The organism is Bacillus vallismortis (assembly GCF_004116955.1).
In the GTDB taxonomy this organism is placed as follows: domain Bacteria; phylum Bacillota; class Bacilli; order Bacillales; family Bacillaceae; genus Bacillus; species Bacillus vallismortis.
Window position 1 is genome coordinate 3,512,644 of the sequence record NZ_CP026362.1, and the last position, 13,485, is coordinate 3,526,128.

A 13,485-nucleotide genomic window follows, 5' to 3' on the forward strand; every position below is an offset into this window, starting at 1 on the left:
TTATGATCTCCTCTCAGTTTCTTTTGCTTCATTCCACAGTTTGTCCATGTCTTCAAGAGACATATCAGCCAGCTCAATTTCCTGTTCCTTCGCAGTTTTCTCAATATAAGAGAAGCGTCTCCGGAATTTGTCATTGGTCATCGCCAGTGCTTCTTCAGGCTCTATTTTGTAGAAGCGGGCTACATTCACCAGTGCGAACAATACGTCGCCAAACTCAGCCTTGAGATTGTGTTCATGAGGATCTTCAGAAACCTCAGAAGAAAATTCTTTCATTTCCTCGCTTACCTTTTCCCAAATATCGCTGACGTCTTCCCAATCAAAACCGACCTTCGCTGCTTTTTTCTGGAGTTTAGCGGCTTTTGAAAGAGCTGGAAGTGTTTTCGGCACGCTGTCTAATAAGGATGCTTCCGGTGTGCTTTTTTCGGCTTTTTTTATGTCTTCCCAATTTGCCAAAACATCGTTTTCATCCTGAACCTTAGCATCTTTAAACACATGGGGATGTCTTCGGATCATTTTCTCACTGATTCCTTTTATGACATCATCAATAGTGAAATAACCTTCATCTTCACCTATTTGTGCGTGGAGTAAGACCTGAAGCAAAACGTCGCCGAGCTCTTCGATCATATGGTCTGTGTCTTCTTCGTCAATTGCTTCGAGAAGTTCATAACATTCTTCAATCATGTATTGTTTTAATGACTGATGAGTCTGCTTTTTATCCCACGGACATCCATTAGGCCCGCGAAGCTCTCTGATAATGCTTCGGAACGCGGAAAATTCGTGATAAAGCAGCTTCTCTTCTTTAATCGGCGGAATATACACACTTGTTAAGTTATTCAAGGCGACATTGCGGTCCAGCTCAAATAAAGGCACTGGCTGGATTTCCTCGTCACGGCTCCCCGCCGCAGTCACGATTACAACCTCATAATCGTCTGGAAGCTTCTCCATCAATGTCAGTTTGACTTCAGAAGCCGTCATTTGGTCGTAAACCTGACATATGATCAGGTGATGTCTAAGCTCAAGCTCATCCGCGGACAACGTGCCGGCATCCACAAATTGAAAACCTTCAATCGGGTCGATTTGCAAGGCATTGAATGTGGCATCAAGAAAACTTTGTCCTCCCGCGACGTTTACTTGAACATGTTCCTCTTCCTGCCGCTCCGTCAGCAGCTGTACTGTTTTTTCCGCTACAAAGGGGTGTCCCGGCACAGCATAAACCACGTCCTCATGTTGCGCCGCTTCAAACAGGATATCAGCAATTTCTTCGTATACGGCATCGAACTGGTCGTGTTTCTCATATATATCATCAAAAAAACGGATAGTCTTCGTATCTTTTTCAAGCTCCTGAATTAAGGGATGATCCTTGGTTCTGACATAAAGCGTATCTGCCTTCGTCAGCAGCTTATGTATCCCAATTGTCAATTGGTCCATGTCTCCGGCACCAAGTCCGACGACTGTAATATTACCCGCCATTTTGTTCTCTCCTTCTGATGATTTTGCTTAACTTGCTGCCAAAAGGCACACTGTTCAGCTCTTCATCTGTAAATATTCCCAATTTCATCATACAATAAATGAACACCGCGCCACCAATAGCAACAGCAGAAAAACTTTCAATCGCAGATGCTCCTCTTCCTGCTGCAGGGAGCAAAAAAGCCCAGAGTCGCAAATATGTAAACAAGACTGCCGCCATTAAAAGGGCAGATCCAATCATCGGAATCAAAATGCCTTTGAGCTTACCCAGCCATTCCTTTTGCCGAAGCTTATACAAGTTAAGGCCGGCGACAGCCGCAAAGGAAGCAGCCGTTGCAAGTGATGCCCCTTCAATCCCATAGCGCGGTACTAAAAGAGTGTTTAACACCCATTTTACTGCAAGACCCGCGCCCACCGCTATCGCAGGAAAAACAGTGTAGCCCGCTCCCTGCAAAACTGCGGCTGCCGTGACCGCCAAGGATGCAAACAAGATGGAGCTGCTGAATACTTGTAACGCGGCTGTCCCTTCACTATTTTGAAACAGCATGATGTTGACCGGCTCAAGAATGCAAATCAACCCAGCCGACGCCCCTGTACCCAGTACAAGACATAATTTTAAAGATGATGTGACTTTTTCTTTCATGATCTTCAGCTCTTTGTTCTTTACGGCCTTTGAAATATACGGAACGAGTGATGTCGCGATGCTCACCGCGAAAACTGAACCGAGCTGCAGCAAGGGCTGCCCCCGATCATAAATTCCCTTTAGGCGTTTCGCTACTTCGCTTGCCTGACCGCCCGAAAGCAGAGCATATAAATTCAACGCATCGACAAGCTGGACCAGCAAAAGCAGCAAACTGCTTACACAAATTGTAACCGAATACAAGAGCAGTTTTTTTATCAGTTCTTTTGTTGTAATGACATTTTCATTGTGGCTACTCGTTTGGTTGTCTCTTTTCACTTTGAACCAAAGAAAAGCAAGTATGATTAACCCAACGAAACTTCCGGCAAGAGACCCTGAAGCCGCGGCCGCTCCCGCAGTATAGAGCGAAGCCCCCTGTTTGACGAGCCAATATGATAAGCCCAGGAGCACCGCAACACGCAGAAACTGCTCTGTCATCTGCGATAAAGCTGACGGGAACATATCTTGCCGCCCTTGAAAAGCGCCTCTAAGCAGTGCGACAAACGGGAAGAGCAGAAACGCAAACGCAGTCACTTGAATTAAAACAGCGAGATGTGAATCTCCCATAAAACGTGCGATTGGAACAGCACCCATATATAAGCAAAGAAATAATAAAATGCCGATTAACGACAAAAACAACGCTGATATTTTTAATATGTTGCGATGGCTTTTTTCACTATAATCATTCATCAGTTTCGAGATAATGACCGGAAATCCTGAAGTGGACAGCATGACCGCAATACCAAGAAAGGGGTATACCTGCTGATATATATAAAATCCAACATCGCCGACAATGTTTTGAAACGGGACTCTGTAAACGGCGCTTAGTATTTTTGAGATGACGCCTGCCAGAATTAAAACAAATGCCCCCTGCCAAATCCAATGCCGTTTGACGCCTATTGAATCGTCCATCCAAAAGCTCCTTCCCAACGTCAGGGGCTATACGGTTCACGTATTGCCGCGGCATAAATAAAAACGAGGTTATTATACCATATCCCAACCCTTGGAATCCTTTATCGGCATGCACAAAAAAGAACAGCGTCCCAAAGAGAGCTGTTCTTTTCATACCTATTTTTGATAAAAGGAATAAGACCTACTGTTCCATTTGACGAGCCAAGAATCCAGCTGCTGTCTCAACGGCTTTATGCTCTACTTCGCCCATTGTCTGATCCTTTGAAAAAATAACCACGGCGCCTATCGGATCACCATTTGCCACAATTGGGCAGACAGTATAAGAATTCATGTCCTCATCTATGCCATTAACAAGCTGCACTGATTTCGTGTCACTCTCAAGCACGGAACTGCGCTGATCCATTGTTTTTTCCAGCATTTCGCTGATTGGCTTGTTTAAATAGTCTTTTTTCGAGCTGCCGGACACAGCAATATATACATCGCGGTCACAAATCAGCACTGAATGGCCGAGACTATCGTAAAGCGCGTCCGCATACTCCTTTGCAAAGTCTCCAAGCTCACTGATCGGAGAGTACTTTTTCAAAATAACTTCTCCGTCACGATCTACAAAAATCTCAAGCGGATCGCCTTCCCTGATTCTCAGAGTTCTGCGAATTTCTTTAGGAATCACGACCCGACCTAAGTCATCAATACGACGTACGATACCGGTTGCTTTCATCTCTGGTGCCTCTCTTTCATTTGATGGTATATACATGTGGGAAAGACCTAAAGCAGTTACTTTATGTACCTTCCGCCTCGCTTGAAATTAGTATCCGTCACATCAAATGTAATATACACCAGAGAGTAACAAATTTTACGTTGATGAAATGGTTTGCTTTTTCACATCTTTTAAGCCTTTCAGCATGCCCAGCACTGTTTCGAGCCATTCATCTGCACTCCGGCCTTTTGTCTGTATGGAGATCTTGAGCTTTTTGCCTTCCATTCCCAATCCGATTTGCCTGCCATATTTATTGCCCAGCTCAAACAGCTTCTGGCCGTCAATATCAGCACTTGCTTCTTCAGAAATCGTCAATCTGACCGCATCTTTATCCTGCTTAATCAGCTCAACACGCTCATGTCTCGCATAAACCTTCATTTCAGCAACAGTAAACAAGTACTCGACTTCTTTAGGGTAGTTTCCAAACCGGTCGATCATTTCGTCTTGAAGTTCATTCTTTTCTTCGAGTGTAGCCACAGACCTAAAGCGTTTATACATATCAATTTTCTGTTTGCCGTCTTGAATATAGGTTTCAGGAATATAGGCATCAAGCTCGACATCAATTTCTGTTTCAAACTTCTCCGTTTTCGCTGTGTCCCCTTTACGCTCCTCAATAGCCTCCTTCAGCATTTGTGAATAGAGATCAAATCCGACTGAGTCGATAAATCCGTGCTGCTGGGCGCCGAGAAGGTTCCCTGCTCCGCGAATTGTTAAGTCACGCATGGCAATTTTAAAACCGGAACCAAGCTCTGTAAATTCTTTAATGGCCTGCAGCCTTTTCTCAGCTACCTCTGTCAGCACTTTATCCCGACGGTACGTAAAGTAAGCATACGCCACACGATTAGAACGGCCGACACGCCCCCGCAGCTGATAAAGCTGAGAAAGCCCCATCTTGTCTGCGTCAAATACAATGAGCGTATTGACGTTCGGGATGTCTACGCCGGTTTCGATAATGGTTGTGCTGACGAGAACGTCTGATTCTCCTTCAAGAAAATTCAGCATAACGGTTTCTAGTTCGTTTTCTGTCATTTTCCCATGTGCATACGCTACCTTCGCGTCAGGGACAAGCATAGAGATCTCATCCGCTTTCCGTTCAATATCCTCTACCCGGTTGTACAAGAAATAGACCTGGCCTCCGCGCGCTAGCTCACGTTCAATCGCCTCTCTGACAAGGGCGCCGTTGTATTCCACAACATACGTCTGCACGGGGAAGCGGTTTTCCGGCGGAGTCTCGATGACTGAAAGATCCCTTACGCCAAGCATAGACATATGCAGCGTACGCGGAATAGGCGTCGCAGTTAATGTTAATACATCCACATTGGCTTTGATTTGCTTGATCTTCTCTTTATGGGTTACACCGAAACGCTGCTCTTCATCAATGATAAGGAGCCCTAAGTCTTTATAAACGACATCTTTGGATAATAGCCGGTGCGTCCCGATGACGATATCAACAGTACCGTTTTTTAATCCTTTGAGCGTTTCGTTCGCTTCTTTCCTCGTTCTGAATCTGCTGAGCAGGCCGATGTTAATCGGGTAGTCCTGAAAGCGCTCAGTAATGGTTTCATAGTGCTGCTGTGCCAAAATTGTTGTCGGAACAAGCAGCGCTACCTGTTTCCCGTCACCTATCGCCTTAAATGCAGCACGTATGGCAACCTCTGTTTTGCCATAACCCACATCTCCGCATAGCAAGCGGTCCATCGGACGTTCTCGTTCCATGTCCTTTTTGATTTCGTGAATGGAACGAAGCTGATCCTCAGTCTCTTGATAAGGAAACGCCGACTCAAATTCACGCTGCATCTCATGATCAGGCGTAAACGCATAGCCCTTGCTCGCTTCCCTTTCGGCATATAGCTTAATTAAGTCATCAGCAATATCCTGAACCGATGTCTCTACTTTTTTCTTGACCCGCTTCCATTCGCTTCCGCCTAATTTATACAGCTTTGGCTCTTTCCCTTCAGAGCCAACATATTTTTGCACCTGATCAATTTGTTCAACAGGGACGTAGAGCTTGTCGCTTCCCTGATAATGAATGTTTAAATAGTCTTTGTGGATTCCGTTGATTTCTAAGGTTTCAATCCCTAAATATTTCCCGATCCCGTGATTAATATGAACGACATAATCACCGATTTGCAGCTCGGAATAGCTCTTGATGCGCTCTGCATTTGTAAGCTTCTGTTTACGTGGCTTCTTTTTTACGCGATTTTTGAATAGTTCTTCTTCCGTAATAACGGCAAGCTTCATTAACGGCAGCTCAAAACCGGATTGGAGCTCGCCTTCCATGATATAAACCTGTCCCTGAACAAGCGCTTTTTTGCTGTCCGTCACGGCGGCTTCGATTTCGTAATCAGCCAGAACAGAAGATAACCGCTGCGTACGTTCCTTATTTGCACCTAAGAATACAACGGTGAAGTTGGATTTTTTAAAGCGCTCCATTTCTCCCGCAAGCACATTCATTTGGCCATGGAAGCTTTGCATTTGCCTGCTTGACACATTGACGATATTTTGCGGACTCGTATGGTGTACATGCCGTAAAAATAAAGAATAGTACAGCAGAGAGCGTTTTTGTTCAGCCACTATTTTTTGGAAGCTGAATGACAAACTGATGTCATGCAAAATCTTCCCTTCCTCGAGAAGGTTTGTTATGAACTCGGCTTCTTCTTTTTGAAGCTGTTCTTCCATCTCATGAATCCGGCTGACTTCATCCAAAATCAGAAGAGTATTATCAGGTGTATAATCTAGTAAACTAGCAGGCTTTTCATAGAAATACGAGAGATACTTCACCAGCTCCTGATCTGTCTGGCCTTCAGACAAGCGTTCTTTGTCATGAGAAATATTTGTATGAAGAATTTCTTTTTGCTTGTCTTGCTTTAATTTTTTCAGGCTTGCGGCAAGACCTTTATCCATTTTCTCCATTGCCCGAACTTTTTCTTCAGGCCTGATAATCAATTCCTTCGCAGGACCGATACTGATCGAGGAAAGAGTCTCAATTGACCGCTGATCATCCGAGTTAAAGCTGCGAATTGAATCCACTTCGGTGTCAAAAAGCTCAATTCTCACCGGATGCTCTGAAGTCAGCGGGTATATGTCGATGATTCCTCCGCGAATGCTGAATTCCCCGGGTGAAGCAACCATATCAGAGCGCTCATAACCGATCTCTACAAGCCGTGATGCAAGCTGGTCAGGTTCGATATCATGGCCCGTTTGAATGCGCATTTGACTGTTTTTCCACACCTCTACAGGCGGCAGCATTCTTCTGATCGCAGCTACAGGCGCAACAACAATTGGCGCTTCTCCATTCGTTAATCTATTAATGACATCTAATCGCTGCGCTCTCAATTCAGGGCTTGCGACTGCGATTTCTGATGAAATGAGTTCGTTGACGGGGTACAAAAGAACAGACTGATCCTCTAAAAGTGCAGTCAGATCATCCGTTACTTTCTGGGCTTGATACAAATTATGAGTGATGAGAAAGATAGGCTTATTCGTTTCATTAGCCAGGGCAGAAGTGAAAACAGAACGCGCGGAACCCGAAAGACCCGCGAGCAGCTGTTCCTTCAGCCCCTCGTGTAAACCGTTGATGATGGATTTAAAGTCATCGCTTTCTTTTATAAAGGTTTGAATATTGTCCATATGGCCCCTCCTCTCTGTTTCCTGTGAGAACAGAAAAACGCTTTGGTCTAGTGTCTACACCAAAGCTTTTTATTGAATAAATGTGTGATGTTCGTGGTAATGCGGATTTCGGTCAAGCGCCTCTTGGCAATCTTCACATATCGTCGATACATGGACATCTCCATTTTCTTTATAAGAAATCATATCGTTTCTTTCTTGGTTTGTTAAGTGCTGAAATCCGAGTGAGTCAGTCGATACCGTGGATGATTCGAGACTGCCTACTTTCACTCCGCAATGACGACAATAATAATGCAAAGCCATACAAGGGACCTCCTGATGAAAAAGTCATTTTGGTGTAGTATGGGCTTTATTGATTCATTTTATACCTTTGCGTTAAATTCGTTCATGACTTCCAAAAATGGTTTACTCAGAGCAGCTTCACAAGCCTTCACAGACTTTGCGATCGCTTCCCCAATATCAGGTGCCTCCTCCTTGGTGAAAGAGCCTAACACATAGTCAACGACCTTCATACCGTTTACAGGCCGGCCGATTCCAATGCGGATACGGTCAAACTCGGATGTTCCAAGATGCTGGATCAGTGATTTGATGCCATTGTGCCCTCCGGCGCTTCCTTTTGTTCTTAAACGGATCTTGCCAGCCGGAAGATCGAGATCGTCGTAAATGACTGTTACATCGTCATTTTCGACATCATAATAGTCCATTAAAGGCCGCAAACATTCTCCTGATAAATTCATATATGTAAGCGGTTTAACGAGTAGAACCTTTTTGCCGCAAACAAATCCGGTTCCGTATAATCCATTAAATTTATTCTGATTCAGCTCAATATTCCATTCCTTTGCAAGCTGATCTATCACCATAAATCCGACATTATGCCGTGTGTTTTCATAGTTCTTCCCCGGGTTTCCGAGACCGGCGATCACAAGCATGGCGAATCCTCCCTTAGTCACATAAACTCCCGTCTGCATAGCGGGCTATAATTCTTCTCATTCTAGCACAAAAGACGTAACCGCGGGAGGGTTACGCCTTAAGCTGCTATTGTTCTTTGTTTTCACCTTCAGGCTGGGCATCGGCAGATTCCTCTTCATCTATCTCAGCTGCTTCCTGCTGTTGCGGAGGAAGGATAGAAGCCACGACTTCATCTGATTCATGATGAAAGGAATAGTCATCGCCAGCAGGCAAATCCGCAATCGTCAGTACTTCATTTACATCGAGGTTTGAAATATCAGCCTCTATCGTTTGCGGAATGGCTTTTGGCTTAGCCTTTACAGTAAGTGCATACAGCGGCTGCTGCAATACGCCTCCGTTTTTCACTCCAATGGCTTCTCCGGTCAGATGGATCGGAACTTCCACCTCAATGTCTTCACTCATATTGACCACTTGAAAGTCAGCGTGCGTGATTTCATTTTTCAGCGGGTCCGTTTGCAGGTCTGTTACCATGACAGAATGTTTCTCTCCGCTGACGTCAAGCGTGAGGACTGTGTTTTTCCCTTCGTCCCTCAGCGTTTTGATCAGCTCCACACTGTCTAATGATACAGGTTTGTTTCCCGTGTCTTTCCCATATATGATACCTGGAACATGTCCTGAAGTACGGATATTCCGAAGAGACGAACGAGTAAAGTCCGTTCTTTCTTTTGCCGTTAAAGTTGCCATATTCAGCACCATCCTATTATCGTTTTATTGTCCTATTACAAACAATACCCATAACGACAAGGATCTAAACCTTTAAAAATCGATTTAGCTGAAGAGATAGCTGACTGATTGCTGCTCATGAACACGAATAATGGCTTCAGCCAGAAGCGGTCCGACTGAAAGCTGCTTAAACCGTTCAATTTTCTTTTCTTCAGGAAGCTTGATGCTGTTTGTCACAACAAGCTCTTTGATTGTTGAGTTATTAATCCGTTCAACAGCAGGGCCTGAAAGCACAGGATGTGTACAGCATGCATATACTTCTTTCGCCCCGTTTTCAACGAGCGCATTGGCAGCAAGTGTAATGGTGCCTGCAGTATCAATAATGTCATCGATCAGGATAGCGGTCTTCCCTTCGATATTACCTACAATATTCATGACTTCCGCCACGTTTGGACGAGGACGGCGTTTATCGATAATCGCAATCGGCGCTTTTAGTCGGTCAGCCAGTTTGCGGGCGCGTGTCACACCGCCGTGGTCTGGTGAAACAATGACGATATCTTCAAGGTTTTTGCCCTCAAAATATTCTCCTAAAATCGGAACACCCATTAAGTGGTCAATCGGTATATCAAAGAATCCTTGGATTTGCGGCGCATGCAGGTCAAGTGCAATTACGCGAGTAGCACCGGCTGTTTCAAGCAGGTTTGCGAAAAGTTTTGCTGTGATTGGCTCACGGGATCTCGCTTTTCTGTCTTGGCGCGCATAACCGTAATAAGGAATCACGATGTTAATCGTTTTTGCAGAAGCGCGTTTTAACGCGTCTACCATAATCAGCAGTTCCATAATATGCTCGTTAACAGGGGCACTTGTAGACTGGATGATATAACAATCACATCCGCGAATACTTTCTTCGATATTAATTTGGACTTCCCCGTCACTAAATCTTGTGACAGAACATTTTCCCAACTGAACTCCAACTATATCTGCGATTTCTTTTGCAAGCTCTGGATTCGAATTCAAAGAAAAAATCTTTAAATTCTTATCTCCGTATTGATTAGACATGGTAAACCTCCGAATTTAGGATTAATTTTTATGAATTTTTTTCACATAATCGTCTTTATTTACTTGTCTCGCTCTGGCAATAGCAAGCGCTTTTCCAGGTACATCTTCCGTAACAGTTGAACCTGCCGCCACATAAGCGCCTTCTCCGACTGTGACAGGGGCAACCAAGTTGGAGTTGCAGCCGATAAACGCGCCGTCTTCAATTTTTGTCAAATATTTATTCTTTCCATCATAATTGACAGTTATTGAACCGCAGCCCAGGTTTACATCTGTGCCTACCTCAGCATCACCGACATAGCTTAAATGAGAAGCCTTGCTTCTGTCTCCGAATTGAGTCTTTTTAATTTCAACAAAATTCCCGATCTTCACTTCATTCCCGATGACAGAATCAGGTCTGATGTGAGCAAAAGGTCCTATGTTTACATCATTCCCCACTTTACTGTGATTGACTACCGATTGTTTAATAACCGTACGGCTGCCAATGGAACTATTCATGATCTCCGTATGAGGTCCGATAATCGTATCTTCTCCGATTTGCACCTCACCTTTCAACACAGTCCCAGGATAAATCACAGTATCGCTTCCAATGACAGCGTCAGGAGAAATATACGTGTTCAACGGATCAATCAGCGTTACGCCATTTTGCATATGCCGTTTATTAATACGCTCTTTCATAAATTGTTCTGCCTGAGAAAGAGCGACTCTATCATTAACTCCGAGCGTTTCTTGGAAATTACCAGTCTGGTAAGCGGCAACAGTTTCGCCTTCGTTTTTAAGAATTTCTATGACATCCGGCAAATAATACTCACCTTGAGCATTGTCATTAGACACCTGATCAATGGCCCGGAATAACGCTTCATTGTCAAAACAATACGTACCAGTATTGATCTCGGTTACAAGACGTTCTTCTTCAGAGGCGTCCTTGTGCTCAACGATTTTTTGAACCGCTCCGTTTTCGCCGCGAATAATACGGCCGTATCCGGTTGGATCTTCTGCAACCGCAGTTAAAATCGTCGCTTTCGCTTCTCTTTGTGTATGTTCTTTCACCATCTGTTCCATTGTCTCTGCTTTTAAAAGAGGCGTATCTCCGCAAATGACAATTGTGACGCCTTTTTCGTCAGCAAGAAATGGCTGTGCCTGTTTTACAGCATGAGCAGTGCCAAGCTGTTCTGCTTGAAGCGCGTACTCGCTTTTATCACCAAGCTGCTTTTTCACTTCTTCCGCACCATGTCCGACAATCGTGACAAGCTTCGATAAAGATAGCTTTAAGGCTTCGTCCACGACGTGTTCTACCATAGGCTTACCGCAAACTGGATGAAGGACTTTATAAAGCTTTGATTTCATTCTCGTTCCTTGTCCAGCCGCTAAAACAACTGCATACCGCTTATCCATTTATTGGCCTCCAATATCCCTTTTATCCATAGAAAAATATATCCTAAATATCTTCTGATTTCAAGGAGACTTGATGATGTGCAAGAATTTTCTATCGAGTGCAATTAAGTTTGAAAAATCAGAATTAAAAAAGGACCGCCGGCAAAAGGCTTTTGTCAGCCCTTTCAGCAGTCCTTGCTTTTGGTTATTTTTTAAGAAGCTCCAGCTTCTTCGAATTCTAATGCTTCAGTGTCACCCAGACGATGATACTCATTTAACACGGCATCTTGAATCTTACCTCGCGTGCTTGAATTAATAGGATGAGCGATATCGCGGAACTCTCCATCAGGGGTGCGTTTACTCGGCATCGCAACGAAAAGACCATTGTTTCCATCAATCACACGAATGTCATGAACAACAAATTCGTGATCCAGCGTGATGGATGCAATCGCTCTCATGCGACCATCGGTATTCACGCGGCGTAATCTTACGTCAGTAACTTCCACAGTAGTTCACCACCTTTTCCCTATATAAAAGCATTAGTGTATCAATTCCACGATTCTTTCTGAAATCCTTCTCGTTTTTAAAATATTTTTTGAAAAAATAGGATATAGTTACACAATTAGGTCATAACGCTTTTATTTCGGGCATAAGGTAAATAAAAAAGTGATTCCGAGGTTCACCCAGAATCACTTTTTATTATTATTTCACCAATGCAATAACTTCGATCTCAACTAGCGCATCCTTCGGCAATCTCGCAACTTCCACACAAGATCTTGCCGGTTTGTGCGTGTCAAAATATTGCCCGTACACTTCGTTTACTACCGCAAACTGTTCCATGTCCGCGATAAATACAGTTGCTTTTACAACTGTTTCTAAAGAAGCACCTGCTTCTTCCAGCACCGCTTTTAAGTTACTGAATACTTGATGTGTCTGCTCCTTAATATCTCCGTTCACCATTTCTCCTGAAGGAGTCAAAGGGATTTGGCCTGAGCTGTAAAACATATTATTTACAATCATCCCTTGTGAATAAGGCCCGATTGCCGCTGGGGCATGCTTTGTATGGACTGCTTTTGTCATGATTCTGTCTCTCCATTCTTTAAAAGATTCTCTTTAAAAAAACGCAGAAAATTGCCATTCTGAATTTCAATGGACTTCTCTTTCATGTTAATGGTTGAAAGAGTAAGAAGTGACATATATTCATCAACAAGACGTTCATTTACTCCTTCGGCTTCAACCAAGACGCCGATTCCTGCCACATTTGCGTTAAACTCATCCAACAGGCTAATCATGCCATTAATGGTGCCGCCCGCTTTCATAAAGTCATCAATAATGAGTACGTTTGAGCCTGTTTTCATGCTTCTTTTCGCAAGTGACATTGTTTGAATGCGGTTTGAGGAGCCTGAGACGTAATTAATGCTGACTGTAGAGCCTTCTGTTACCTTGTTATCTTTGCGAACGATGACGACAGGCACATTCAGATAGCTCGCAGCTGCGTATGCCAGAGGGATGCCTTTGGTGGCAACGGTCATGACAACATCAATTTCGCGGTCTGCAAACACAGAAGCAAACAGCTTCCCTACCTTGGAGAGTACAGATGGTTTTCCTAAGATATCCGTTAAATATACATAACCGCCCGGAAGGATACGCTCAGGATTTGCCAGCGACTGTCCAAGTGTCTGCACAAACTCTTCAGCTTCAGCCTGCTTCATTTTCGGTATATATTTGACGCCCCCGGCAGCGCCGGGAACAGTAAGCAAAGTACCAATCCCCTGCTGCTCAAAGGTTTGCTTAATAATTGTTAAATCTTCACTGATCGATGATTTTGCAGATTCATACCGCTCTGAAAAAAAGGTTAGCGGTATTAACTCGTGCGGATGGGTTAACAAGTAATTTGTTAAGTCCACCAATCTGCCGCTGCGACGAAACTTCATGAACTTACCCCCAAAATCCGAATATTTTAAGATCAATATAACTTAAC

The 13,485-nt window shown here is 44.0% G+C and carries 12 protein-coding genes; all 12 read right to left on the reverse strand.

Annotated elements, in window-relative coordinates:
* The 12 genes from yabN to purR all read right to left on the reverse strand — a co-directional run bounded on the left by yabN (window position 1) and on the right by purR (window position 13,438).
* Complete coding sequence (gene yabN / locus BV11031_RS18610) at window positions 1-1,470, reverse strand: bifunctional methyltransferase/pyrophosphohydrolase YabN (RefSeq protein ID WP_129550816.1); 1,470 nt, start codon at window positions 1,468-1,470, stop codon at window positions 1-3.
* Window positions 1,460-3,058, reverse strand: a complete 1,599-nt coding sequence (locus BV11031_RS18615; RefSeq protein WP_129550817.1) for a putative polysaccharide biosynthesis protein — start codon at window positions 3,056-3,058, stop codon at window positions 1,460-1,462. The genes yabN and BV11031_RS18615 overlap by 11 nt, the downstream gene beginning before the upstream one ends.
* A gap of 181 nt (window positions 3,059-3,239) precedes the next feature.
* Entirely contained in the window at window positions 3,240-3,776 is a 537-nt protein-coding gene (gene spoVT / locus BV11031_RS18620; RefSeq protein WP_039076443.1) for a stage V sporulation protein T, read from the reverse strand.
* Between the two features lie 135 nt (window positions 3,777-3,911).
* Entirely contained in the window at window positions 3,912-7,445 is a 3,534-nt protein-coding gene (mfd, locus tag BV11031_RS18625) for a transcription-repair coupling factor (protein WP_129550818.1), read from the reverse strand.
* Window positions 7,446-7,514: 69 nt separating this feature from the next.
* On the reverse strand, window positions 7,515-7,745 hold the full coding sequence (fin, locus tag BV11031_RS18630; protein ID WP_121641687.1) for an anti-sigma-F factor Fin: 231 nt from the start codon (window positions 7,743-7,745) through the stop codon (window positions 7,515-7,517).
* Between the two features lie 59 nt (window positions 7,746-7,804).
* The gene (pth, locus tag BV11031_RS18635; protein WP_129550819.1) at window positions 7,805-8,371 is read right to left on the reverse strand and encodes an aminoacyl-tRNA hydrolase; all 567 of its coding nucleotides are present in this window, start codon (window positions 8,369-8,371) and stop codon (window positions 7,805-7,807) included.
* 106 nt (window positions 8,372-8,477) lie between these two features.
* Window positions 8,478-9,095 (reverse strand): 50S ribosomal protein L25/general stress protein Ctc, encoded by a 618-nt coding sequence (locus BV11031_RS18640; protein WP_129550820.1) that lies wholly within the window; start codon window positions 9,093-9,095, stop codon window positions 8,478-8,480.
* 84 nt (window positions 9,096-9,179) lie between these two features.
* Complete coding sequence (locus BV11031_RS18645) at window positions 9,180-10,133, reverse strand: ribose-phosphate diphosphokinase (RefSeq protein WP_064814082.1); 954 nt, start codon at window positions 10,131-10,133, stop codon at window positions 9,180-9,182.
* Window positions 10,134-10,154: 21 nt separating this feature from the next.
* Complete coding sequence (gene glmU, locus BV11031_RS18650; protein ID WP_129550821.1) at window positions 10,155-11,525, reverse strand: bifunctional UDP-N-acetylglucosamine diphosphorylase/glucosamine-1-phosphate N-acetyltransferase GlmU; 1,371 nt, start codon at window positions 11,523-11,525, stop codon at window positions 10,155-10,157.
* A gap of 191 nt (window positions 11,526-11,716) precedes the next feature.
* Window positions 11,717-12,010, reverse strand: coding sequence for a septation regulator SpoVG (spoVG, locus tag BV11031_RS18660; protein WP_003218346.1), 294 nt, complete (start codon window positions 12,008-12,010; stop codon window positions 11,717-11,719).
* Between the two features lie 196 nt (window positions 12,011-12,206).
* Entirely contained in the window at window positions 12,207-12,584 is a 378-nt protein-coding gene (gene ridA / locus BV11031_RS18665; protein ID WP_129550822.1) for a 2-iminobutanoate/2-iminopropanoate deaminase, read from the reverse strand.
* Window positions 12,581-13,438 (reverse strand): pur operon repressor, encoded by an 858-nt coding sequence (purR, locus tag BV11031_RS18670; RefSeq protein WP_121641681.1) that lies wholly within the window; start codon window positions 13,436-13,438, stop codon window positions 12,581-12,583. Before purR ends, ridA begins: the two co-directional genes overlap by 4 nt.
* Between the last annotated feature and the right edge of the window lie 47 nt (window positions 13,439-13,485).